The organism is Novosphingobium ovatum, from assembly GCF_009909235.1.
Classification (GTDB): domain Bacteria; phylum Pseudomonadota; class Alphaproteobacteria; order Sphingomonadales; family Sphingomonadaceae; genus Novosphingobium; species Novosphingobium ovatum.
In genome coordinates this window covers 46524-71161 of sequence record NZ_JAAAPO010000002.1, presented here as the reverse complement: position 1 = coordinate 71161, position 24638 = coordinate 46524, and the positions used below count along the sequence as shown (strand labels likewise).

Below are 24638 nucleotides of genomic sequence, written 5' to 3'. Positions count from 1 at the left end.
TTCTCTCTGTGTGGCGACTAGCGCGTTTGCGCCGCCCCCACAAGGGCGATTGCGCAAAAAAGAAAGTAAAACGAAAAAATCGAAAGCAGCACGCTTGCCGCGACCTTTCGTTTGACGTAAGGCGCGCGGCAAGAAAGGGAGAACCATCCTCATGTCTGATGCCCAGGAGCGCCCCTCCACCAGCCTGGCCGAGCGCGCCGCACCATTGGCCGAGCGCGCCGCACCATTGGCCGAGCGCGCCGCGCATGTCCGCGACATGGCCCGTTGGGTGCGCCGCCGCGCGTTGCGCATGGTGTTCGAAGCCCGTCAGGGCCACCCCGGCGGCGATCTGTCGGCCACCGATGTGCTGGCCACGCTGTATTTCGACGCGATGCGCTATGATCCGGCCAACCCGCGCCTGCCCACCCGCGACCGCTTCATCCTGTCCAAGGGCCATGCCACCGGCGCACTTTACAGCACGCTGGCCAAGGCGGGCTACTTCCCGGAAGAACAGCTCTCCACCTATATGCAGCCGCTCTCGGCGCTGAACGGCCACCCCAACCGCAACAAGATCCCCGGCGTCGAGACCAACACCGGCCCGCTGGGCCATGGTCTGCCCGTGGCGGTGGGCATCGCCATTGCCGGACAGATCGACGCGGCCGATTACCGCGTGTTTGTCATCACGGGCGATGGCGAATTGCAGGAAGGCAGCAATTGGGAAGCGGCCATGACCGCCGGCCACCGCAAGCTGTCGAACCTGACGCTGATCGTCGATCGCAACCGCCTGCAACAGGGCGCCTCGACCGAGGACACCGTGGCGCTGGACCCGCTGGACGCCAAATGGCGCGCCTTTGGCTGGGACGTGGTCGAGGTGGATGGCCATGACATCGAAGCGCTGTTGCCGCTGCTGGACGGCTCGATCAGCCGCGACCGGCCGCTGTGCATCATCGCCAACACGGTCAAGGGCAAGGGCGTTTCCTATATGGAAAACAAGGCCAGCTGGCACCATGGTGTGCCCAATGCCGAACAATTCGAACAAGCGATGAAGGAACTGGAGGCATGAGCAGCCCCGCACCCCAGGCACAGGGCCTGTTTGATTGCCGCGACGCCTATGTCAAAACGCTCGAAGCGCTGGGCGCCGATGACGACCGCATCGTCGCCGTGGTCAACGACAGCGTTGGCTCCAGCAAGCTGGGCGGTTTCCGTGACAAATTCCCCACCCGCCTGATCAATGTCGGCATCGCCGAACAGAACATGGTGGGCGTGGGCGCGGGTCTGGCCAATGGCGGCAAGATCGCCTTTGTCTCGGGCGCCTCATGCTTCCTGACGGGCCGCTCGCTGGAGCAGGTCAAGGCGGACTGCGCCTATTCGCAGGCCAACGTCAAGCTTTGCGGCATTTCCAGCGGCGTGGCCTATGGCGAATTGGGCCCGACGCACCATTCGATCGAGGATGTGGCGTGGTTGCGCACCATGGGCGACATCACCGTGCTGGTCCCCGCCGACCCGTGGGAAACCGAGCAGGCGATCCGCGCCGCCGCCGCCATGGACGGCCCGGTGTTCGTCCGCATCAGCCGCATGGGCGTCCCCGCCCTGCCCCGCCCCGCCGACGCCGTGTTCGAAATCGGCAAGGCCGAGGTGCTGCATCAGGGCAATGACGCCGCGATCATCGCCAATGGCACCGTGGTGTGCCGCGCGCTGGAGGCGGCCGCCGAACTGGCCGCGCAGGGCATCAACGCCCGCGTGATCAACATGGCCTCGATGTCCCCCATCGACGAGGCCGCCATTCTGGAAGCCGCCAAGACCGGCGCCATCGTCACCGCCGAAGAGCATTCCGTGCGCGGCGGTCTGGGCAGCGCGGTGGCCGAGATCGTCAGCCAGAACACCCCCTGCCGGATGAAGATCCTGGGCTTTGCCGGGTTCCAGCCCACCGGTTCGGCCGAATTCCTGATGGAGCGCGCCGGGCTGAGTGCCAGCAACATCGCCGCCAGCGTGCGCGCGCTGGTGCAGGGCTGATCGGCACATGGCGACCCCGGCGGTGACGGTTCCCGCGATCCTGACCATCGATCAGGGCACGACCAATACCAAGGCGCTGATCGTGGCGCTGGACGGGGTGATCCTGTCCAGCGGATCGGTACCCACCGGGGTCAGTCACCCCCGCCCCGGCTGGGCGGAGAGTGACGCCACCGCGATCCGCGACAGCGTGGCGGCGGCCATTCGCGCCGCCACCTCCGCCGCGCCACAGGCCGATATCCGCGCCATCGGCATTTCAAACCAGCGCGAAACCGTGGTGGCATGGGACGCGCGCGACGGCGCGCCGATTGCCCCCGCCCCCATCTGGCAATGCCGCCGCAGCGCGCCTTTGTGCGCCACGTTGCAGGCCGATGGCCACGCTGCCCGGATCGAGACGCTCAGTGGCCTTGGCCTGGACCCACTGTTTTCCGCCGGAAAGCTGCGCTGGCTGATCGACCATGTGACGGGCGCGGGTGATCTGTTGGCGGCCGGCCATTTGCGCGCGGGCACCATCGACAGCTGGCTGTTGTGGCACCTGACGGGCGGCGCATCCCACGCCACCGACACCAGCAACGCCGCGCGCACGCAATTGTGCGATCTGGATCGCGGCGAATGGAGCGATGAACTGTGCGCCCTGTTTGGCGTGCCGCGTGCCATCCTGCCCCAGATCCGCGCCAGTGACGCGCTGTTTGGCGATACCGCGGGCGGTTTTGCCGGGTTGCCCGATGGCATCCCCATCCACGCGATGATGGGCGACAGCCACGCCGCATTGTTTGGCCACGCCATCACCGCCCCCGGCCGGGTCAAGGTGACGCTGGGCACCGGATCGTCGCTAATGTGCCCCACGGCCACGCGGGCACATTCCACCCATGGCCTGTCGGGCACGGTGGCTTGGCGGCAGGGCAATGCCACCACCTATGCGCTGGAAGGCAATATCACCGTGTCGGGCCATGCCGCCGCCTTTGGCGCGCGGATGCTGGGCCTGTCGGGGCCAGAGGCGCTCAGCGATCTGGCGATGAGCGTTGCCGACAGCGATGGCGTGGTATTTGTCCCCGCGCTGGCGGGTCTGGGTGCGCCGCATTGGGATGCCGATGCGCGCGGGATGCTGTGCGGCCTGTCGCTGGGCTCCACCCCCGCCCATATCGCCCGCGCCATTCTGGAGGCCATCGCCCATCAGATCGGCGATGTCGTCGCCGCGATCGAGGCCGATCTGGGCCATCCCATCGCCGCGATCTGTGTCGATGGCAGCGCGGCGCGCAATGACGCCTTGATGCAGATGCTGGCCGATGTCACCGGCCGGGTGGTCGAACGCCCCTCGCAGACGGAGCTCAGCGCCTTGGGCGCGGCGATGATGGCGGCCCAAGGCTGCGGCCAGCCCATTGCCGCCAGCGCCGTGGCCAAGGAGCGCGTGTTCTCCCCCGCCCTGCCCGATGCCGCACGTCAGGCCGCCCGCACGCAATGGGCGCAGGCCATCGCCCGCGCCCGCCGCTGAACGCTTACCGCACCGTCAACACCACCCGGTCATAGCGGGTCATCGCGGGCACGCCATTGTCGGTGGCCTCGACGATCAGGTGGATCGTCTGGCCCGGCTTGGCGTCCTGCGGCACGCGCAGGGCGGGCGCGGCGCCCTCACCGCTCAACCCCGCGCCATCGCCGCGATAGCTGCCCGCCGCCGCATAGGGCCACCAGCGCAAAGCCACACGGTTGCCGTCAGGATCGCTGGTGGTCGCGCGCAAAGGCAACGCCTGCCCGGCGCGCACCGTCATCGCCCGCGCGCCCTGTACCGCCACACGCGGAGCATGGTTGGCCCCGGCGTAACGCGGGGTGACACTCCACGCCAGACGCGCGGCAAAGTCATTCTGCGCCGCCGCCATGAACGGATGGCGCGGCACGGGCGGCAGTTCCACATGGGCGGCCGGGTCCTCGATCAAGGCGCGCACGGCCGCGCGCACGGCGGGCGGCGCGCCAAACGGCTTGTATTCGTCCCCCGGCACCAAAGTCCCGCCCCAGCCGCCAAAGCTGTCGGGGCGATAGGCGCGCAGGCCATTGTCGATCAGGTTGAGGAAGGTGGGCGTATCGCCCTCGCTGATGAATGATCCGGGGGCAAAGACTGGCGACCAGACGTGATATCCTTCGGCGATCAGTTGCTTGGCCGTTTTGCCCGGGATGCCGAAATAGTCGAACGTGTCGCCCGGCACCATTTGCCGCCCATCGCCCCACACGCGATAGGCCGCCCCCATCGCCCCGCGCGCCGAGATATTGGCCCGCGTCCAATCCGCCCCCAACAACGCCGCATCCTGCGGGTGCTGTGTCAGTTGCGAGAGATAGCCCAGGCTGACCGCACCCTCCTGCTTCATGAAGCGGATCTCGGGCCAGTGCGGCTTGATATAGGTGGCATAGGTATCATCCTGATCGCCCGAAGGCTGGATCACCGCCTTGGCCACCACCTTGGCGCGGATGGCGGGCCATTGAGGGGTGTGCTGATAACGCTCCTCGATCGCCTTCAACGCGCGGGCAATGGTCGAATGCCCACCCCATGCGTGCAGATACACCGGCGCGGGGTCAGCATCCAGCAACAGGCGCTCGATCAGGCGGCTGCCGGGGGTATCGGCGCTGATGTCGCCATCAAACGCCACATTGCCCCAGCGCACCCGCGCCCGCAGCGCCTGCGGGCTGGGATAGGCACGGTCATGCAGGCGCAGGTTGGGATAGGCGCGGGCATAGGCGTCCAGCGCATCATCGATAAACCGGTCCCCCGGCGCCCAGCGCCACGAGGTACAGGGGCACAGGTTCACCCCGCCGCTGTTATATTCGCGGCCCTTGACCGCGAACGGCGTGCCCTTGCCATCGCCCTTCCAGTGGTACTGGCTGCTGGCATAGATCAGCCCTTCGACCCGGAAATCAGGCGTATAGAGCAGAAACCGCAGCAGCGAGTTGAAGTCATCCAGTTCCGGATCGGTGGTGATCACCACGCGCGGTTTCGCGCCCGGCGGGGTCTGGTGATAGATCGGCGCGGCCATCTTGGGCGCGGTTTGGGGCGCGGGCGTTGCTGCGCCCGCCATCGCGCCATGGCCCATCATCAGCCCCGCCACGGCCACACCGGCCAAACCTGCGGCCATCGCCTGCATCCGTGCCAAAATCGCTCTCCCGTCACCGGCCGCGCCATCGGCGGCCCCGCGTTATCCATGGGCCAATCCGTAAACAATCGGGCAATGAAACACAATTGACGAATTTCGTTTTGCTTCGTATCCCACCCGAAATCGATAATAAACGCATGGAGAGGTCCTGCCCGCCCACCCCGGCATCCGCCCGGACACACGCGGCCTCCATGCCCCCATTTCCCGCTCAACATGTATTGGAGAGGCATTCATGAGCAACGGATTTTCCCTGAGCCGCCGCGCCCTGATGGCGGGCGCTGCCGCATCCACACTGGCCGCGCGCGCGGCGCTGGCGGCCGGTGTCGCACCCGATCCGGTGGTGGCCACCCGGCTGGGCCCGGTGCGTGGGCGGATGCTGGCGGGCGGCGTGCGCGTGTTCAAGGGGCTGCGCTATGCCGCGCCGCCGGTTGGGCGGCTGCGTTTCCGCGCGCCCCAGCCGCTGCGCCCCAGCCGCGCCATCATGGACGCGGGCACATTTGGCAATGCCGCCATTCAGGCCCCCGGCCAGCCCGACATGCCCGCCGATGAAACCCATGGCGAAGACTGTCTGTTCCTGAACGTATGGACCCCGCCCGCCGCCAAAAAGGCGCCGGTGATGGTGTGGCTGCACGGTGGCGGCTTTTCGGGCGGCGCGGCCAGCCGGCCGACCTATTGGGGCGATGCCTTTGCCCGCGACGGGGTGGTGCTGGTGTCGGTCAACCACCGGCTGAACGTCTTTGGCTATACCCAACTGCCCGACAGCTGGGGGCCGGATTATGCCTCCTCGGGGCTGGCCGGGATGCTGGACATTGTCGCGGCGCTGCGCTGGGTGCGGGACAACATCGACCGCTTTGGCGGCGATCCGGCCAATGTGACGATCTTTGGCGAAAGCGGCGGCGGGGCCAAGGTGTCGCTGCTGCTGGGGATGCCTTCGGCCAAGGGGCTGTACCACAAGGCGATCATCCAGAGCGGCGCGATGCTGGAGGCCGCCCCGCGCGCCTATGCGCAGGGGCTGGGCGCGGCGCTGACGCAAGAGCTGGGCGTTAAGCCGGGCGATGTCGCGGCGCTGGCCGCCGTCCCCACAGACAAGGTCTATGCCGCGCAGGACGCGGCCATTGCCGCCGTCAAATCCACCGCGACCAAGGGCTTCCTGATCGACGGTTTCGTCCCCAGCATCGACGGGCGCGAATTGCCGCGCGGGCCATTCAGCCCGGTGGCGCAGGCCATGGCCGCCCCGGTGCCGCTGATCATCGGCACGAACAAGGACGAGATGACCATGTTCCTGATCGGCGATCCCAAGATCCGCAACCAGACCGAGGACGAGCACGCCGCCTATGTCCGCGACATCTATCCCGCGCAGGCAGAGGCGCTGATCCCGGCGGTGCGGGCGGCCTACCCGGATTATACGCCCGGCTATCGCTCGGTCATCGTGGCGGGCGCGCGCAGCTTCTGGATGAACGCGATCACTCTGGCCGAGCGCAAGCTGCCGCAGGGCGCGCCGGTCTGGATGTACCGCATGGACTGGGAACTGCCCGAGCGCGGCGGTTCGTTCAAGGCCAGCCACGCGCTGGAACTGTCCTTTGTCTTTGGCACCTATGACAATGTGCGCAATTTCGTCGGGCCCAGCGATGGTCCGGCGCGGCTCTCGGCACAGATGCACCCGGCATGGGTGGCCTTTGCCCGGACGGGGCGGCCCGATCACGCCGCTATTCCCCCATGGCCGCGCTATAACGCCTCCACCCGCGCGACGATGATCTTCAACCTGACCAGCCATGTCGAGAACGATCCGCTCAGCCAGATGCGCCGCATTCTGCAAGGCGGCTGACCGCTTGGCCAAATGCCTCTTGCCAAGCGGGGCGCGCGCGGCCTAGCTGCGCCCAATCCGTGCCAGCAGGGGGCATTTTTCCGGCCATGACCCGTAGTTCCAGACGCAGCGCCGCTGCTGTCACCATCCGTTCGGTGGCAGAGCGTGCCGGCGTGTCGGCGATGACCGTGTCGCACACGCTGAACGGCACCAAAAACGTCCGCCCCGAAACGCGCGAGGCCGTGCTGCGCGCGGTCGAGGAGCTGGGCTATGTTCCGAACACGGCGGCGCGCTCGCTGGCCTCGGCGCAGGCCAGCCGGGTGGGGATCGTCTATCGCAATGCTTCCAACGCCTTCCTGTCGGCGATGCTGGTGGGCGCGCTGAATGCCGCGTCGCGCGCGGGGGCACAGGTGATCCTGCGCAAATGCGACGCCCCCACCGTGGAACAGGCGCTGGACGCGGTGGACAAGCTGAAAAAGGGCGGCGCGAACGCCATCCTGCTGGCACCGCCCTATGATGATCTGCTGGCGGGCCATGCGGGCTTTGCCGGGCTGAACCTGCCGGCGGTGGCCATGGCCTGTGACCGCCCGCTGCCCGGCATGGACAGCATCGGCATCGACGAGAAAGCCGCCGCCGCCACCGCCACCCGCCATCTGCTGGCACGCGGACATCGCCGCATCGGCTTTGTCATGGGGCCAGCCACCCATTCGGTCAGCCGCGTGCGGTTCGAAGGCTATGGCGCGGCGCTGGCCGAGGCGGGCTTGGCGATTGATCCCGCGCTGGTGGCGCTGGGCGATTTCACGTTCGATTCCGGGCTGACGGCGGCCGATGTGCTGTTGGCGGCCGCCACGCCCCCCACCGCCATTCTGGCCAGCAATGACGACATGGCCGCCGGCGTGATCGCCCAGGCGCACCGCCGCGGCCTGCGCATGCCCGCCGATCTGGCGGTGGTGGGGATTGATGACGCGCCCATCGCGGTGAAAATCTGGCCGCCGCTGACCACTATCCGGCAGGATGTCGAGGCCATGGCCGAGGCTGCCACCCGCCGTCTGATCGAGCGTCAGCGCGGCATCATTTCCGGCCCGGCAGAGGCGTTGCGCATGCCGTTCGAACTGGTGGTGCGCGAAAGCGCCTGACCTGGGGGCAGGTCAGCCCTGCGCCTGATGGCGGCGATAATCGCGCAAGCCCAGCCACAGCATCACCACCGCCAGCGGCGAAGCCACGCAGGACACGATCGAAATCGCATAGGGCAGCGCCTGCGGATCGCGGAACCAATAGTCGGTCACCAGCGCCATCAGCGTCGGCCCCAGCGCCGCGCCGATCAGGTTGATCACCAGCATATAGGTGGCCGACACCTGCGCGCGCATCCGGTTGGGCGTCAGTTCCTGCAACGAGGACAGCCCGCCGCCATAGTTGAACCCGGCCAGAAAATTCATCAGCCCGATCAGCGCCAGCGCGGATGAGGCCGTCGACATCAGCGGAAAGGCGATCGTCACCGGCACCAGCGCGATCAGCCCGCCCAGCGAGGCGACCAGATTGCCATGCGCCGCCCAGCGCGCCCGCAGCCACGAAGCGACAAAGCCGCCAATCAGCGCGCCGCCCGTACCGCAAAAGAACACCACCGGGCCATACAGCGAACCGACCTGTGCCGTGGTCCAGCCGAATTTGCGTTCGAAAAAGGCCGGGATCCACACCGCCGTGCCATTGCCGACCAAAATCATCAGCGCAAAGCCCAGCATGATCCCACTATAGGCCTGCCAGCGACCGCGCATATGACCAAGGAACTGGGCCAAGGGCACGCTTTCGACCTTACCACCGGCGCTGGCCCCGGCCCGCGCCGGTTCGCGCAAGGTCAGGATCACCAGCGCCAGCACCAGCCCCGGCAGGCCCAGCAGCAGGAACACGATCTGCCCCCCCTTTAGCGCGCCCAGCACCGGCAGCAGCACCGTTTCGCTGGGCGGAATCACCGTCGAGATCAGCCCGCCGATCACCAGCGCCAGCGCGCTGCCCAGATAGATCCCCACCTGATAGATCCCCATCGCCAGCGGCAGGCGCTGTTTGGGAAAGGTATCGGACAGCAACGAATAGGCCGATGGCGTCAACCCGCCCTCACCGGCGCCCACCATCACGCGGGCGGCAAACAGCGAGGCAAAGCCGCGCGCCAGACCGCACAGGCTGGTGGCGATGCTCCAGACAAAGACCGAGGCGGCAATGATATTGCGCCGGTTGGTGCGATCGGCCAGCCGCGCGATCGGAATGCCCACCGCGACATAAAACAGCGTGAACGAGAGGCCATAGAGCAGGCTGATCGCCGTGTCCGAAATCGCCAGATCACGCTTGATCGGCTGGACCAGCAGCGCCAGCGCCTGACGGTCGACAAAGGCCAGCGTATTGGCCAGCATCAGCACAATCGCCACCCACCACGCGGCAAAGCCACCGGTCGGTTGCGTTTCGGGTGCGGCGGTAGGCTCTGCGGTATGGGCTTGCGACATCTCGGCTCCCTGCCGGGCGCGGCAGGGGATACCCGGCGCACTCTTGGCAATTTTAGCGTTATCCTAAACTGGCACAACTTCTCGCTCCGCCCCGACCGATTGTCAACACGACATCCGCCATTCATGCGGAAAATTACGGCACCGCCCCCAGAAAATGGCGGGGTTCGGCGCAATCCGTCTCGACAGGTCGCGCGGTTGAGTTTACCGATAATCCAATTACCCGTTCCACCGATGCAGGATTGCGCCTTTTCATGACCACGCCCGCCCCCACCCCCGCCCCGCAGGACCAGATCGCGGCGCAGGTCGCCCAATTGCTGGCGGAACTGACCTTGGCCGAAAAGGTCGAGATGATGTCGGGCAAGGGCTTTTTCGAGGCATTGGCGCAGGATGACCGCGTGTGGGGCGCCCGCCCCTATCGCGCGGGTGGTGGCAACGAACGGCTCGGCCTTTCGCCTTTGTGGTTCACCGATGGGCCGCGCGGAGTGACGCGGGGCAATTCCACCTGCTTTCCCTGCACCATGGCGCGCGGGGCGACGTTTGACGTCGATCTGGAATGGCGCGTGGGGCAAGTCATGGGGATCGAGGCCCGTGCGCAGGGCTGCAACTTTTCCGGCGCGGTGTGCATCAACCTGCTGCGCCACCCGGCATGGGGCCGCGCGCAGGAAACCTATGGCGAGGACCCGCATCACCTGGGCGTGATGGGCGCGGCTATGGGCACCGGCATTCAGGCGCACAACATCATCGCCACGGTCAAGCATTTCGCCCTGAACTCGATGGAGAACGCCCGGTTCAAGGTGAACGTCACCGCCGACGAACGCGCCCTGCACGAGGTGTACCTGCCGCATTTCAAGCATTGTCTGGACGCAGGGATCGCCAGCGTGATGACCGCCTATAACAAGGTGAACGGCGAATTCTGCGGTCAGGACCGCGCGCTGTTGACCGATATCCTGCGTGGCGAATGGGGCTTTACCGGCTTTGTCCATTCCGATTGGGTGCGCGGCGTGCATCAGGTCTATGGCGCAGCGGCGGGGCTGGACATAGAAAACCCAGAACCGCTGATCTTTGGCGAGCACCTGATCGCCGCGGTCGAGGCTGGCACGATCGAACCCGCCGTGATCGACCGCGCCGTCACGCGCATCCTGACCACACAGCTGACCTTTGCCGCGCGGCAAGACCCCCTGCCCGCCTATGGCCCCGAGTTGATCGCGTGCGAGGCCCACCGCGCGCTGGCGCTGGAGGCGGCGGAGAAATGCGCCGTATTGCTGGAAAACGATGGCACGCTGCCGCTGCGCGCGCCGCACAAGGTGGCCGTGCTGGGCCGTCTGGCCGCGCTGGAAAACACCGGCGACAATGGCTCCAGCCGGGTGCGCGCACCCTATGTCGTGACGGCCTTGCAGGGGATGCGCGCGGCGCTGGGCGATGAGGCCATCCTGCATGCCGACGAAAGCGATCTGGACGCCGCCACGGCCGCCGCTGCCGCCGCTGATGTCGCGCTGGTGGTGGTGGGCTATACCGCCAAGGAGGAAGGCGAATATATCATGGGCGACATCGCCCTGGGCGCCGACCAGAAAAAGGTGCCGGGCCGCCCCAGCCTGTCCCCCACGCCCATTGGTGGCGACCGCGACAGCCTGTCCCTGCCCGCCGATCAGGTGGCGCTGATCCACGCCGCCGCCGCGTCGGGCACGCCGGTGGTGGTGGCGATCGTCGCCGGCTCGGCCGTGCTGGTCGAGGAATGGCGCGCGGCGGCCAACGCCATCCTGTTCAGCTTTTACGCCGGGATGGAAGGCGGCACGGCGCTGGCGCGGCTGGTGCTGGGGGCGGTCAATCCCTCGGGCAAGCTGCCGTTCACCGTGGCGCGCGATGCGGCGCATTACCCCTATTTCGACCGCGACGCCGATGCGATCACCTATGACCTGTGGCACGGCTATACCAAATTGGAGCGCGATGGCGTCATGCCCCGCTATGCCTTTGGCCATGGGCTGTCTTACACCCGCTTTACCTATGCCGCGCTGACCGCGCGGGCCGCGCCCGATGGCATTGCGGTGCAGGTGGCCGTCACCAACGCGGGCGATGTCGCCGGGGCCGAGGTGGTGCAATGCTATGTCGGCGCGCCGGGCATCGCGGCCGAGCAGCCCAAAAAGCTGCTGCGCGCTTTTGACCGGGTGGAGCTGGCGCCGGGCGAGACGCGGATTGTGCGGCTGCATGTGCCCTATGACAGCCTGCGCTGGCGCGATCCGGCGGCGCATGGCTGGCGGCTGGAGGACGGCGTCTATCGCGTGGTGGTGGGCGGCGCATCGGACGCGGGGCTGGAAACGGGCGTGCGGGTTTCGGCGCGCGGCTGACCGGTGCCGCGCTCTTGCCCTTACCCCGTCTCACGGCCTAAAGACAGGTGATGGCCTCCACTCCTCCCCGCAGCCGGCGTCAACGCGGCCGGCCGACGATCAATGATGTGGCGCAGGCCGCCGGTGTGTCGCCCATGACGGTGTCGCGCGTGATCAACGGCGATGGCGCCGTGCGCGACGCCACCCGCGCCAAAGTCACCGCCGCGATTGCCGCGCTGGACTATTCCCCCAGCGCGGCGGCCCGCACGCTGGCGGGGGGTGAGGAACTGCGGCTGGCGCTGATCTATGCCAACCCGTCGGCGGCCTATTTGTCCGAATTGCTGATGGGCGCATTGGAAGGCGCCAGCGCGCTGAACGCCCAATTGTCGATCGAGCATTTCCCGCGCGGGGGCAGCCCGGCCGCTCTGGTGGCGCATATGCAGGCAGGCCGCGTCAACGGCATCATCCTGCCCGCGCCGCTCTGCAACAATGCGCAGGTGCTGGACGCCCTGCGCGCGCCGGGATGGCCGGTGGTGGCGGTGGCGGCGGGGATGATGCCCGAAACGGTGCCGGCGCTGGGCATTGATGACTATGCCGCGGCGCAGACCATGACGCGCCACCTGATCGATCTGGGCCACCGGCGCATCGGCATCATCATCGGCAGCCCGGACCAAAGCGCCAGCGAACAGCGCCTGGCCGGTTATCGCGCGGCGCTGGCGCAGGCGGGGCTGGCGGTGGACCCCACGCTGGAGGCGCAGGGCGACTTTACCTATCGCTCGGGGCTGGCGGCATCGGCGCGGCTGCTGGACGCGGCCAACCCACCCTCGGCGATCTTTGCCTGCAACGATGACATGGCTGCCGCGACATTGGCGATGGCCCATGCGCGCGGGCTGATGGTGCCGCGCGATCTGACCGTCTGCGGCTTTGACGACACGCCAATGGCCACCACCATCTGGCCCGAACTGACCACCATCCGCCAGCCGATCCGCGACATGGCGCGCTCTGCGGTCGAGATGCTGACCACCATGCTGCGCGCCCGCCGGGCCGAGCCTGACGCGCCGTGGCCGGTACAGCACACGCTGATGGATCACGCGCTGGTGCGCCGCCAGTCCGACGGCGCACCCAAGTCTTAAACGCGCGGGCGCCTACCCTTCCATTGCCTCCAGCGTCTTGCCGTTGGTTTCGCGCACCATGGCGCGCACAAACAGGAACGATGCCGCCGCCGCCAGCGTATAGCCGGCATAGGCCACCGCCAGTCCGGGCGAGACCACCAGCGCGGGAAAGCTGACCGAGATCACCGCATTGGCGATCCATTGGGCAAAGCCGGCCACCGCCAGACCCGATCCCCGGATCTGGTTGGGGAACATCTCGCCCAGCATGACCCACATGATCGGGCCCCAGCTCATGTTGAACAGCACGACATAGGCATTGGCCGCGATCAGCGCGATCACCCCGTTATGCCCCGGCAGGCTGACCGCGCCATCCGCGCCCGTCACCGCCGTCGAGAACGCCCATGCCACCGTCCCCAGCGTCACCGCCATCCCGGCCGAGCCGATCAGCAGCAACGGCCGCCGCCCGACGCGATCAACCAGCAACAGCGTGGCGATGCACCCCGCAATCGAGACCGCTCCCGACAGGATGTTGACCTGCAACGCGTGATCCTCGGAAAAGCCGACCGCCTGCCACAAGGTCGCGCCGTAATAGAACACCACATTGATGCCGACGAATTGCTGAAACACCGCAAGGCCAATGCCGGTCCAGACAATCGGGCGGATGCGGCCGGTCGCCTTGTCGATCAGGTCGGACAGGCTGGGCCGGTGGTGGTCGGCTGCCAGACTGGCGGCGATGTCGGCCACCATGGCGCGCGCCGTATCGGCGTCAAACAGCCGCGTCAGCACAGCGGCCGCGCCATCGTGGTCCCCGCGCGCCACCAGATAGCGCGGGCTTTCGGGAATGAATTGCAGGGCCACAAAATAGACCGCCGCCGGAACAGCTTGCAGCCAGAACATCCAGCGCCACGCGACGATCCCGCCCCACAGCGGCGCGGTTGATCCGCCAGCATAGGAGGCCAGCACATAGTTCACCACGAAAGCCCCCGTCAGCCCGGTGATGATCATCACCTGTTGCACGCTGGACAGGCGGCCACGCACAGCGGCGGGGACGACTTCGGAGATATAGACCGGCGAGATGACGCTGGCCGCGCCCACGCCCAGCCCGCCGATGATGCGCGCGACAATGAACACCGCCGATGTGTCGGCAAAACCCGCCAGCAACGCGCTGACCAGAAACAGCACCGCGGCCAGCTTCATCACCGCGCGGCGGCCGATGGCATCGGCCAGACGCCCCGCGCCAAACGCACCGATCGCGCTGCCCAGCAGGATCGCGCCGACATTGATGCCGATGCCCAGACTGCCCAGATCAAAGGCCGCCTCCAGCCCTTTTTGCGTGCCGTTGATCACGCCCGAATCATAGCCAAACATGAAGCCGCCAATCGTTGCCACCGCGACGATCATGCCGATCAGCCCCATATTGGCGCGCGCTGCGCCGCTTTGCATGCCCCGTACTCCCGTTCTTGTTATCAGATGTTGGCCAGCGTTCCGGCCAGCCCCGCCACGCCCGCGTCAAAGGCAAACAGCGCGCCCGCCAAAGGTTGCGCCGCGCGTTCCTCTGCCGTCAATCCCTTGGCCGCGGTGGTGGCGTATGCCGTGCGCAGGTCCGGCCCGCCAAAGGCCACCTTGGTCACATTGGCCACCGGCAAAGACACCGTGGTCAGCAACCGCCCATCAGGCGCATAACGCCGCACGCCCCAGCCGCAGAACAGGCCCACCCAGACGCAGCCCTCGGCATCGACCGTGGGACCATCGGGATAGCCAGCGCCGTCCTCGATGGTGGCGAACAGGCGGGTGGCGGTGATGCGGCCATCCACCACATCGCTGGCCCACAACCTGCGGCCCAGCGTGTCGTTGTGGTACATCACCGTCCCATCGGGCGAAAAAGCCGGACCATTGGTGATGCAGATCGGCGGCAGACCGGCGTCGAGGCATCCGGCGCCATCCATGCGGTAAAACCGCCCCGTATCGGCCTCTTCGCCGTCATCCATCGACCCGCACCAGATCGCGCCATCGCTCGCCACGGTCGCATCGTTCAGTCGGTTGGTAGGCAGATGCGCCTCTGGCGCGGCGATGGGGGTGAATAAGCCAGTCACCGGGTCAAAGCGGCAGATGCCCGTCTGCAATCCGGCGATCATGTCGCCGCGCGCGCTGGGCAGCACCCAGCCGACCTGCGCCGGGGCGGGCCAGCTGCGCGTCTCGCCCGTGGCAGGGGTAAAGCGGTGGATGGCCGGCGCCTTGATATCGACGAACCACAGCGCCGCATCACGCGCAACCCACACCGGGCCTTCGCCCAGCGTTGCGCCCAGTTCCCAAACAGCAGTCATGCTCATCAGCGCCACCCCGCGTCGACCCAATATTCATGCCCCGTAATCAGCCGCGCATCGTCACTGGCCAGAAACAGCGCCAGCGCCGCCACATCCGCAGGCAGCAACCGCCCCTTCAGGCATTGCGCCGCAACGATCTCGGCCTCGCCCTCTGGGGTGTACCATTGCTCCTGACGCGGGGTTTTGACATTGCCGGGGATGATGCTGGTGACGCGAATGTTGTCCGGCCCCAACTCGCGCGCCAATCCGCGCGTCAGCCCCTCGATCGCGGCCTTTGCCGTCTGATAGATCACCAGATCGGGCAGGCCCAGATGCCAGCTGATCGAGCCGAGGTTGATGATCGCCCCGCCACCTGCACGCTGCATCGCGGGCACAGCGGCCTGTGCGACAAAGAACAGGTGGCGCAGGTTCACCGCCATGCGCTGATCCCAATAGTCGGGCGTGACATCGGCGACGCTGTGGCGATCATCATTGGCGGCATTGTTCACCACCACATCGATCCCGCCCAGCGCCTCCTCAACCTGCGCCATCATGCTCTGCACCGCGGCCACATCGGTCAGGTCACAGGCAAAAAAGCGCGATCCGGTGCGCAGCGCCACCGCGCTGCCCGCCGCCACCGCCACATCGCAAAAAGCCACCTGCGCGCCTTGCGCGGCAAAGGCCTCGACAAAGCCTTCGCCGATGCCGCTGGCGCCACCGCTGATGAACACCCGCTTGCCTCGCAGGCTGGGGTAAATGGCGCGATTGCCGCTCATGCCGCGCCTCCGATCAGGCCGCGCGCGGCCAGATTGGCGTATAGCGCGGCGATCCCCTGCGTCCAGGGGGCGGCGTCCTTGCTGGTGGTGACGCGGTTGATCAGCGCGCCCAAACGCGGCGTGGCGATCGTCACCACATCGCCCACCTTGTGGGTGAACCCGCGCTGCGGCTCGTCACGGTCCTGCGTGGGGGCGAACAGAGTGCCCAGAAAGAGCGCGAAACCGTCGGGATACTGATGCTCGCTCAAGGTCTGGCGGACCAGTTCCAGCGGATCGCGGCTGATCTGGTTCATGCTGGAATGGCCCTCCAGCCGATAGCCCTCGGGCCCCTCGATGGTCAGCGTCAGTTCGGCATTGCGCACGTCATCAATGGTAAAGCCATCGTCAAACAGGCGCACCAGCGGCCCCAGCGCGCAGGAGGCGTTGTTGTCCTTGGCCTTGCCCAGCAACAGGGCGCTGCGGCCCTCGATGTCGCGCAGGTTGACGTCATTGCCCAAAGTCGCGCCCACCGCCGCGCCGCTGGCATTGACCAGCAGGACGACCTCCGGCTCGGGATTGTTCCATGTGCTGTCGCTGCGCACGCCGATATCGGCCAACGCGCCCACACTGGCCAGCACCGGCACCTTGGTGAACACCTCGGCATAGGGGCCGATGGCGACTTCCAGATATTGCGACCACAACCCCTCGGCGATGAGCAGCGCCTTCAAGGCCTCGGCCTCGGCGGAACCGGGGACGACCGTGCGGATCGAACCGCCCACGCGTTCCTCGATCCGGGCGCGGATGGCGGCGGCCTGCGCCGCATCGCCACGGGCGCGCTCCTCGATCACGCGCTCCAGCGTGCTGGTGGCAAAGGTCACGCCGCAGGCCTTGACGCATTGCAGGTCCACCGGCGCCAGCAACGGCGCGTCAATCGCGTCCAGCGCGCCCAGCGCCACGCCATCCCCGGCGTTCAGCGGCAGCATCTCCACCAATTGCGACACGGTCGGGGCCACGCGGCTCATGTCATGGGCGATCCCGCCCTCCACCAGAATGGGGGTCGGCCCGGCCGGCAGGTCCAGACGGCCCAGAAACCGGCCCTCACGCCAATCGGCGGGCAGCAGATCGCCCATGGGAATGTTCAGCGGCATGCAAAAGTCCTCTCAAGCCGCGACGCGCGGCGTTGACAAATATTGTTAACGCTAACATGATGAATGTCGCCTCGCTGTCAAGCGATTTTGATAAGCCCATTTTACGAACCATACGGCGCCGCCGTGCGCAGGAGAGAGACATGATCCACGGAACGCTTTTGATTGGCAGCGCCGATGTCGCGCGCGCCCAGACCTTTGCCGCGACCAACCCGGCCACCGGCGCCGCGCTGGAGGGCGCCTTCGCGCTGGCAACGGCCCAGGATGTGGCCGATGCCGCCGCGCTGGCGGACGCTGCCGCCGTGCCCTTTGCCGCGCTCTCGCCCGATGCGCGCGCCGCCTTTCTGGAAAGCATCGCCGAGGAAATCGCCGCCATCGGCGATGATCTGATCACCCGCGCCATGGCCGAAAGCGGCCTGCCCCGCGCCCGCCTGGAGGGTGAGCGTGGCCGCACCATGGGCCAGTTGCGCCTGTTCGCCAGCGTGCTGCGCGAAGGCAGCTGGGCGCAGATCACCATCGACCCCGCCCTGCCCGAACGCGCCCCCCTGCCCCGACCCGACCTGCGCCGCCGCCATGTGGCGCTGGGCCCGGTGGCGGTGTTTGGCGCGTCGAACTTTCCGCTGGCCTTCAGCGTGGCGGGCGGCGACACCGCCAGCGCGCTGGCGGCCGGCTGCCCCGTCATTGCCAAGGGCCACCCCGCCCACCCCGGCACGGGTGAGCTGATGGCCCGCGCCATCCGCCGCGCTGTTGCAGCGCACGGCCTGCCCGAAGGCACCTTCTCTTACCTCAACGCCACCAATGACGTTGCGGGCCTGCTGGTGGCCGATCCGCGCGTGCAGGCCGTGGGCTTTACCGGCAGCCGCGTGGGCGGGCTGGCGCTGATGCAGGCCGCCGCCGCCCGCACGCAACCGATCCCGGTCTATGCCGAAATGTCGGCGGTGAACCCGGTGCTGCTGTTCCCCGCCGCTCTGGCCGCGCGGGCAGAGGCATTGGGCGCGGCCTATGTCGGGTCGCTGACGATGGGCGCGGGCCAGTTCTGCACCAATCCGGGGCTGGTGATCGCGCCGGCGGGGGCTGATCTGGACACCTTCCTGACCGCCGCCGCCGCCGCCATGGCGGTCAACGCGCCGCAGGACATGCTGACGCCGGGCATCCACGCCGCCTATCAGGCGGGCGTTGCCGCATTGGATGGGCACGCGGCCGTCACCACGCTGGCGCGCGGCACCACCCCCACCGGCCCGCATCAGGCGCAAGGCGCGGTGTTTGTCACCAGTGCGCAGGCGTTTCTGGCGGACAAGGCGCTGGGGCATGAGGTGTTTGGCGCGGCAGGGCTGGTCGTGACCGTCTCCGACATGGGCGAAGCCGCCACCGTTCTGGCCGCGCTGGAAGGGCAATTGACCGCCACGCTGCATATCGACGCCGCCGACGAACCGGCCGCCGCCGCCCTGCTGCCCATTCTGGAGCGCAAGGTGGGCCGCATTCTGGTCAATGGCTGGCCCACCGGGGTCGAGGTGTGCCACGCCATGGTCCACGGCGGACCTTTCCCGGCAACATCGGACGGGCGCACAACCTCGGTCGGGGCTGCCGCGATCGAGCGTTTCCTGCGCCCAGTCTGCTATCAGAACCTGCCCGCCAGCCTGTTGCCGGACGCGCTGGCCGATGCCAATCCGTGGGGCGCGCCGCGCCGCATCGATGGCACGTTGAGCCTGGCATAAGGACGCGACAATGTCTGAAACCCGCCGTTTTCGCTCTCAGGACTGGTTCGCTGATCCGGCCCGCTCCGACATGGTGGCGCTCTATCTTGAGCGCTTCATGAACTATGGCGTGACGCCAGAGGAACTACGCAGCGGCAAGCCGATCATCGGCATCGCCCAATCGGGCAGCGACCTGTCCCCGTGCAACCGCATCCATCTGGATCTGGCCAAGCGGGTGCGGGACGGCATCCGCGATGCGGGCGGCATCCCGATCGAGTTTCCGCTCCACCCGATCTTTGAAAACTGCCGCCGCCCGACGGCCGCGCTGGACCGCAATCTGGCCTATCTGGGCCTGGTCGAGATCCTGCACGGCTATCCCATTGATGCCGTTGTGTTAACCACCGGCTGTGACAAGACCACGCCCAGTCAGGTGATGGCCGCCAGCACGGTAGACATCCCCGCCATCGTGCTGTCGGGCGGGCCGATGCTGGACGGGTGGAACGGCGATGAACTGGTGGGATCGGGCACGATCATCTGGCGCAGCCGCCGCAAACTGGCCGCGGGCGAGATCACCGAGGACGAGTTCCTGGAGCGCGCCTGCGATTCAGCGCCCTCGGCCGGGCATTGCAACACGATGGGCACCGCCTCGACCATGAACGCCGTGGCCGAGGTACTGGGCCTGTCGCTGCCCGGATGCGCGGCGATTCCCGCCCCCTATCGTGAGCGCGGGCAGATTGCGTACACCACCGGGCGGCGCATCGTGGAGATGGCCTACGAAGACCTGCGCCCGTCCAAGATCCTGACTCGCAACAGTTTCCTGAACGCGATCCGGTTGGTGACGGCGATCGGCGGGTCCAGCAACGCCCAGCCGCACATCGTCGCCATGGCTCGTCACGCCGGGGTGGAGATCACCAATGCGGATTGGACCGAGCATGGCTATGACCTGCCGCTGATCGTCGACATGCAGCCGGCCGGGCGCTTTCTGGGTGAGCGTTTCCACCGCGCGGGCGGCGTTCCGGCGGTGGTGTGGGAGCTGTGGCAGGCGGGCAAGCTGGACGGCGATTGCCTGACGGTGACGGGGCGGACTTTGGCCGAAAACGTCGATGGCCGGGCCGCGCGCGACCGCGAAGTGATCCGCCCCTTTGCCGAACCGTTGAAGGAAAAGGCCGGTTTTCTGGTGCTTTCGGGCAATTTGTTCGATTTCGGCATCATGAAAACCAGCGTCATCAGCGAGGATTTCCGTTCCCGCTACCTCTCGCGCCCCGGCGCGCAAGGGGTGTTCGAGGGCCGCGCGGTGATCTTTGAGGGCGGTGACGATTACCACCACCGCATCGATGACCCTGCGCTAAATATCGATGAAGATTGCATTTTGGTGATGCGTGGCGCTGGTCCTCAGGGCTGGCCCGGCAGCGCCGAGGTGGTCAATATGCAGCCCCCCACCGCCATGATCCAGCGCGGCATTCAATGGCTGCCAACGCTGGGCGATGGGCGGCAATCGGGGACATCGGACAGCCCCTCGATCCTGAATTGCTCACCCGAAAGCGCGGTGGGTGGCGGGCTGTCGTGGCTGCGCGATGGCGACATCATCCGCATCGACATCACCAACGGCACCTGTAACGCCTTGGTCGATAACGAGGAAATCGCCCGCCGCCGGGCGGAAGGCATCCCCCCCGTGCCGGTCAGCGAAACCCCGTGGGAGGAGATCTATCGCGAAAAGACCGGCCAGATGGCCGATGGCGCGGTGCTGGAGATGGCGGTGAAATATCGCGGCCTGTCGGCCAAGACGCCCCGACATAACCACTAAGGGGGCACAACCACTGACACCCACCCATGGCGACGAAACGGCCCGTGCCCACCCGGCGCGGGCCTTTTTGTTGTCAATGATAGCAATAAGGACCGCGTTACGCGCCATCAACACGCCACCGCGCGCGCCACCGCCGCGCGCGACCAACACGCACAAAAAAGGCCCGCCGCGGCGAGCCTGTTTGCAACGATGATTGGGGAATGGCGCACCCGGAACGATTCGAACGTCCGACCCTCAGATTCGTAGTCTGATGCTCTATCCAGCTGAGCTACGGGTGCATACCAATCATGTCTCCCAAGCCAACAACCCCGGTGGGGAAATTGGCGCACCCGGAACGATTCGAACGTCCGACCCTCAGATTCGTAGTCTGATGCTCTATCCAGCTGAGCTACGGGTGCGCTTGGGAGACGCGCCTTTAGGATTCATTGGCGGGGTTGGCAAGCACCAATTTCAACTTTTTGCCACACGCCCCACATTCACGCGCAAGTACCTGTGCATAAGTCGCTTTTTTCGCGAACAGGCTATGCCGCCCCACGCCCCAGCCAGGCGATCAACCCATCGGCCAGCGGATAATCCAGCGGCGGCATCGTCAACGCAGGTACATCATGGGGCGCAAACCAGCCGATTTCGGCCGCATCGATCGCGCGCGGCACGCCCTGCCAGTCGCGCGCGGCAAACAGCATCAGCGTCACCGCCCGCCCACCTGCCGGCGGCTCAGGATGCGCGGCAAAGGTCACCGGGGCCAGCGCGGCCAGCGGCACGCTCACGCCCAACTCCTCGGTCAATTCGCGCGCGGCGGCCTGATGGGGCGATTCGCCCGGCTCCACCTTGCCTCCGGGAAATTCCCATAGGCCGCCGTGCTGGCGCCCTTCCGGGCGGCGCTGCATCAGCACCTGTCCGTCCGCCCCAATCAACGCCACCGCCACCACCGCCAACATGGCTGCCTCCCTATCACCGCCTTGCCGGGCACCTGCGTGATACCCACTGCCCGCCACATCATTCCTTAAGACTGATTTGGCATGGAAGACCATCGCCGCCAACTGATCGGACTGATTCATGCGCCTGCCCTCCATCCTCAAACGCCTGCTGCGCTGTCAGCGCGGCGCGTCGGCGATGGAATATGCGTTCCTGTGCTGTTTGATCGTGGTGGTGATGGTGGCCGGGCTCAAAGGCTTTGCCGGTTCGGCCACGACGACATGGAACAATGTGTCGACGCAGGTGCAAAACGCGGTGTCGCAATCGGCACCCTGATCGCGCCCCAACATCGCCGATGGCTTTTGCGCCCGCCCCTGACCAGAGGCGGGCTTTTTTCATGGGCGTCACGCGCGGCGATTCGGCAGCGCCAAGGAAAAATTCCGCGAATCATGGCCTTGCCCGCAAAGGGTGATTCTCTGTCACAGGCTGATTCGGGCCCATCGGCCGCACAGGGCAGCGCCCGCCCCCGTCACAAAAAATGAAAATTGACAGCACCCACATCTTCCGGCCGATCCGGCCGCCTGCCTCCGCCGACCACGGACGGCAAGGTGGCGTTAACTTTGCCATAGGGCGGAAATACGCAGATTCACGCGACCGGCGGGCGGCAAAAACCCGCCCCCTGCCCCCACCCCACAACCTGTCACGCGCCCCTCTCCCGCAATTCAGCGCTTTGCGAAAAGGCCGCCGCGCTGACGGATTGTTAAGACTTGCAGCCTAGAGAGGGATCACCGCCAGCCGAGACGGGAAATTGGTCCGGCGGAAACGACTGCTACACGGAGACTGACCATGAAGTTCATCAACAAGCTGATCCGCGACGAAGCTGGTGCGACCGCCATCGAATACGGTCTGATTGCCGCTCTGATCGCCGTTGCCGCCATCACCGCCATGAACGGTCTGGGCAACCAGCTGAAGACCACGTTCAACAACACCTCGTCGGCCATGTCGGGCGCCAACGCCGGCGCGTAATCGCCGCCGCGTTAACGCAAGAGGTAAGAGGGGCGGCAGGGCAACCTGCCGCCCCTTCCTTTTGCGCGCTGAACGCGCCCCGCAGGACGCGCAAAGCAAAGGCCCCGCGAGTGGGATGCTCGCGGGGCCTTTGTTGTGCCTGAAAGGCGCTGTGGCGGCCTATTCGCCGGCGCTAAGGGCGGCTTATTCGCCGCCGATCGCCAGAAAGCGTTCTTCGCGGCGGGTGATGATCTCGCCCGCGTTCAGCTTGGAGAGCGCGGCCAGTTCCTCGCCCAGCACGCGACCCAGCGCCTTGGCGGCGGCCACGGGGTCGCGGTGCGCGCCGCCCACGGGTTCGGGGACGATGCGGTCGATCACCTTCAGGTCCAGCAGATGCTGCGCCGTCACGCGCATCGCCTCGGCCGCATCAGCCGCCTTTTCGGCGGTGCGCCACAGGATCGAGGCGCAACCCTCGGGACTGATGACCGAATAGACGGCATGTTCCAGCATAAGCACGCGCTCGGCGCTGGCCAAAGCCACCGCGCCGCCGCTGCCGCCTTCACCCACGATCACCGCCACCATCGGCACCGGCAGAGCCAAACAGGCCTCGGTCGCACGCGCAATGGCCTCGGCCTGACCGCGCTCTTCGGCCTCCACGCCCGGAAACGCGCCCGAGGTATCCACCAGCGTCACCACCGGCAGGCCAAAGCGCCCGGCCAGCTCCATCAGGCGGATCGCCTTGCGATAGCCCTCAGGCTTGCCCATGCCGAAATTGTGCTTGATGCGGGTGGCGGTGTCATGGCCCTTTTCATGGCCGATCAACATCACCTTGCGGCCCGGCTGCCCCGGCAGGCCCTTGAGCGTGGCAAAGCCGCCGATGATGGCGTGGTCCTCACCATACAGGCGGTCACCGCCCAACGGCACGAAATCGGTGAAAATCTCGGCAACGTAATCGACGAAATGCGGACGCGAAGGGTGGCGGGCGACCTGCGTCTTCTGCCACGGCGTCAGCGCCTTGTACGTGCTCTCCAGCAGGTCGGCACTCTTGCGCTCCAACCGGCCGATCTCGGCCGAGATGTCAAGGTCGCCCTCCTGCGCGGTGGCGCGCAATTCGGCAATGCGCGATTTGAGGGCGGCGACCGGCTTTTCGAATTCGAGATAGGAGATCATGGCGCATGGCCCTAATCATCTGCGCCGATCAGGGCAAGTCTTTGTATAAATCGGACGAGCGCTCAGGCCCCTGAACCACCGCCCAGCGGATGGCGCGCGTTGACCAGTTCGACCAGCCGGGCCGAATCGACATGGGTATAGATCTGCGTCGTGGCGATGTCGGCATGGCCCAGCAGCATCTGCAACACGCGCAGATCCGCGCCCCCCTGCAACAGATGCGTGGCAAAGGCGTGGCGCAACACATGGGGCGACAGCCGCGTTGGGTCCAGCCCCGCCCGCGCGCCCAGTTCGCGCAGCAATTGGAACAGGCGCACCCGCGTCAGATGGCCATCCTTGCCGGTGGAGGGGAACAGGAACCGGCTGTCCGGCCCCTTTTCCGCACCCCTTATCGCGGCATAGCGGCGCAACACCTGCACCGCGCGGGTACTGACCGGCACCAGCCTTTGCCGTCCGCCCTTGCCGGTGATGGTCAGGAATGGCGCGTCGCGCGGCAGGCTGGCGATGGTCAGGCTGACCAGCTCGGTCGCGCGCAGGCCCGATCCGTACAGCAATTCCAGACAGGCCAGCGTGCGCAGCGCCTCGCGCCGGTCGCCGCTGGCCTCCTCCTCGGCACGGGTGAACAGGGTGGCGATGTCGGCGTGGTCCAGCAATCGCGGCAATGGCCGCCGGGGCGAAACGCGCGGCAGCGCGGGCGAGGGATCGTCGGCGCGGAGCCCCTCGTCCACCAGAAAGCCATAGAACTGCCGCAGCGCCGAGCATTTGCGCGCGAGGGAAGCAGGCGCCAGATCGCCCCACCCCGCGCCCAGCGCCGCCAGATCGTCCGGCCCGGCGCGCACCAGATCGGCCACACCCGCACGCGCCAGAGCATCGGCGGCCCCACGCAAATCACGGGCATAGGCCGCCAGCGTATTGGCCGCCGCGCCCCGCTCTGCCGCCATGGCCGCCAGAAAGGCCTCCACCTGTGGCGGCAGGGTGGCGGGCTGCCGGGCGAT

Annotated in this window: 20 protein-coding genes and 2 tRNA genes; 11 read left to right on the top strand and 11 right to left on the bottom strand. The window is 67.1% G+C overall.

The window, feature by feature from the left end; genetic code table 11:
- Window positions 1-151 precede the first annotated feature (151 nt).
- Genes GTZ99_RS04540 through GTZ99_RS04530 form a run of 3 tightly spaced genes read left to right on the top strand, consistent with a single transcriptional unit; the run spans window position 152 to window position 3481 of the window.
- A complete protein-coding gene (locus GTZ99_RS04540; protein ID WP_161717123.1) occupies window positions 152-1042 on the top strand; it encodes a transketolase in 891 nt (296 codons plus the stop codon).
- Entirely contained in the window at window positions 1039-1992 is a 954-nt protein-coding gene (locus GTZ99_RS04535; protein ID WP_161717122.1) for a transketolase family protein, read from the top strand. Before GTZ99_RS04540 ends, GTZ99_RS04535 begins: the two co-directional genes overlap by 4 nt.
- 7 nt (window positions 1993-1999) lie before the next feature.
- The gene (locus tag GTZ99_RS04530; RefSeq protein ID WP_161717121.1) at window positions 2000-3481 is read left to right on the top strand and encodes an FGGY family carbohydrate kinase; all 1482 of its coding nucleotides are present in this window, start codon (window positions 2000-2002) and stop codon (window positions 3479-3481) included.
- A gap of 4 nt (window positions 3482-3485) precedes the next feature.
- On the opposite strand, the gene GTZ99_RS04525 is transcribed toward GTZ99_RS04530, so the two are convergent.
- Window positions 3486-5108 (bottom strand): DUF1593 domain-containing protein, encoded by a 1623-nt coding sequence (locus tag GTZ99_RS04525; RefSeq protein WP_201742377.1) that lies wholly within the window; start codon window positions 5106-5108, stop codon window positions 3486-3488.
- Window positions 5109-5358: 250 nt separating this feature from the next.
- On the opposite strand from GTZ99_RS04525, the gene GTZ99_RS04520 reads away from it, so the two are divergent.
- Window positions 5359-6951 carry a carboxylesterase/lipase family protein gene (locus tag GTZ99_RS04520; RefSeq protein ID WP_161717120.1) on the top strand — a complete coding sequence of 531 codons (1593 nt, stop codon included), beginning with the start codon at window positions 5359-5361 and terminating at the stop codon, window positions 6949-6951.
- 86 nt (window positions 6952-7037) lie between these two features.
- Complete coding sequence (locus tag GTZ99_RS04515) at window positions 7038-8066, top strand: LacI family DNA-binding transcriptional regulator (protein WP_161717119.1); 1029 nt, start codon at window positions 7038-7040, stop codon at window positions 8064-8066.
- Between the two features lie 12 nt (window positions 8067-8078).
- Here GTZ99_RS04515 and GTZ99_RS04510 read toward each other — a convergent pair whose 3' ends face one another.
- Window positions 8079-9422, bottom strand: coding sequence for a spinster family MFS transporter (locus GTZ99_RS04510; protein WP_161717118.1), 1344 nt, complete (start codon window positions 9420-9422; stop codon window positions 8079-8081).
- A 251-nt stretch (window positions 9423-9673) separates the two neighbouring features.
- Between GTZ99_RS04510 and GTZ99_RS04505 the strand changes: the two genes are divergently transcribed.
- Both GTZ99_RS04505 and GTZ99_RS04500 read left to right on the top strand, forming a co-directional pair.
- Entirely contained in the window at window positions 9674-11764 is a 2091-nt protein-coding gene (locus GTZ99_RS04505; RefSeq protein WP_161717117.1) for a beta-glucosidase, read from the top strand.
- Between the two features lie 50 nt (window positions 11765-11814).
- Window positions 11815-12876 carry a LacI family DNA-binding transcriptional regulator gene (locus GTZ99_RS04500; protein ID WP_161717116.1) on the top strand — a complete coding sequence of 354 codons (1062 nt, stop codon included), beginning with the start codon at window positions 11815-11817 and terminating at the stop codon, window positions 12874-12876.
- Window positions 12877-12888: 12 nt separating this feature from the next.
- Here the strand turns inward: GTZ99_RS04500 and GTZ99_RS04495 are convergent, their stop codons facing one another.
- From GTZ99_RS04495 to GTZ99_RS04480, 4 genes are read right to left on the bottom strand one after another with little or no spacing between them, the layout of a single operon-like run.
- Window positions 12889-14298 (bottom strand): sugar porter family MFS transporter, encoded by a 1410-nt coding sequence (locus GTZ99_RS04495; protein WP_161717115.1) that lies wholly within the window; start codon window positions 14296-14298, stop codon window positions 12889-12891.
- A 23-nt stretch (window positions 14299-14321) separates the two neighbouring features.
- Window positions 14322-15179: an SMP-30/gluconolactonase/LRE family protein gene (locus GTZ99_RS04490; RefSeq protein WP_406818579.1), complete on the bottom strand. Its 858-nt coding sequence runs from the start codon at window positions 15177-15179 to the stop codon at window positions 14322-14324.
- Between the two features lie 5 nt (window positions 15180-15184).
- A complete protein-coding gene (locus GTZ99_RS04485) occupies window positions 15185-15934 on the bottom strand; it encodes an SDR family NAD(P)-dependent oxidoreductase (RefSeq protein ID WP_161717113.1) in 750 nt (249 codons plus the stop codon).
- Window positions 15931-17061 carry a fumarylacetoacetate hydrolase family protein gene (locus tag GTZ99_RS04480; RefSeq protein ID WP_161717112.1) on the bottom strand — a complete coding sequence of 377 codons (1131 nt, stop codon included), beginning with the start codon at window positions 17059-17061 and terminating at the stop codon, window positions 15931-15933. The genes GTZ99_RS04485 and GTZ99_RS04480 overlap by 4 nt, the downstream gene beginning before the upstream one ends.
- A gap of 140 nt (window positions 17062-17201) precedes the next feature.
- On the opposite strand from GTZ99_RS04480, the gene GTZ99_RS04475 reads away from it, so the two are divergent.
- Both GTZ99_RS04475 and GTZ99_RS04470 read left to right on the top strand, forming a co-directional pair.
- Window positions 17202-18773, top strand: coding sequence for an aldehyde dehydrogenase (NADP(+)) (locus tag GTZ99_RS04475; protein ID WP_161717111.1), 1572 nt, complete (start codon window positions 17202-17204; stop codon window positions 18771-18773).
- Between the two features lie 10 nt (window positions 18774-18783).
- A complete protein-coding gene (locus GTZ99_RS04470) occupies window positions 18784-20556 on the top strand; it encodes an IlvD/Edd family dehydratase (RefSeq protein ID WP_161717110.1) in 1773 nt (590 codons plus the stop codon).
- A gap of 201 nt (window positions 20557-20757) precedes the next feature.
- On the opposite strand, the gene GTZ99_RS04465 is transcribed toward GTZ99_RS04470, so the two are convergent.
- The 3 genes from GTZ99_RS04465 to GTZ99_RS04455 form a co-directional block, all read right to left on the bottom strand.
- A tRNA-Arg gene (locus GTZ99_RS04465) sits at window positions 20758-20834 on the bottom strand.
- A gap of 43 nt (window positions 20835-20877) precedes the next feature.
- Window positions 20878-20954, bottom strand: a tRNA-Arg gene (locus tag GTZ99_RS04460).
- A 123-nt stretch (window positions 20955-21077) separates the two neighbouring features.
- Window positions 21078-21614, bottom strand: coding sequence for a (deoxy)nucleoside triphosphate pyrophosphohydrolase (locus GTZ99_RS04455; RefSeq protein WP_320076633.1), 537 nt, complete (start codon window positions 21612-21614; stop codon window positions 21078-21080).
- On the opposite strand from GTZ99_RS04455, the gene GTZ99_RS04450 reads away from it, so the two are divergent.
- Together GTZ99_RS04450 and GTZ99_RS04445 are read left to right on the top strand one after the other, a co-directional pair.
- Window positions 21613-21807, top strand: a complete 195-nt coding sequence (locus GTZ99_RS04450) for a Flp family type IVb pilin (RefSeq protein ID WP_161717109.1) — start codon at window positions 21613-21615, stop codon at window positions 21805-21807. The two genes, GTZ99_RS04455 and GTZ99_RS04450, sit on opposite strands and share 2 nt — an antisense overlap.
- A 510-nt stretch (window positions 21808-22317) precedes the next feature.
- Window positions 22318-22497, top strand: coding sequence for a Flp family type IVb pilin (locus GTZ99_RS04445; RefSeq protein ID WP_161717108.1), 180 nt, complete (start codon window positions 22318-22320; stop codon window positions 22495-22497).
- Window positions 22498-22680: 183 nt separating this feature from the next.
- On the opposite strand, the gene GTZ99_RS04440 is transcribed toward GTZ99_RS04445, so the two are convergent.
- A complete protein-coding gene (locus GTZ99_RS04440) occupies window positions 22681-23646 on the bottom strand; it encodes an acetyl-CoA carboxylase carboxyltransferase subunit alpha (RefSeq protein WP_161717107.1) in 966 nt (321 codons plus the stop codon).
- Between the two features lie 62 nt (window positions 23647-23708).
- Window positions 23709-24605 (bottom strand): tyrosine recombinase, encoded by an 897-nt coding sequence (locus GTZ99_RS04435; protein ID WP_320076632.1) that lies wholly within the window; start codon window positions 24603-24605, stop codon window positions 23709-23711.
- Window positions 24606-24638 lie beyond the last annotated feature (33 nt).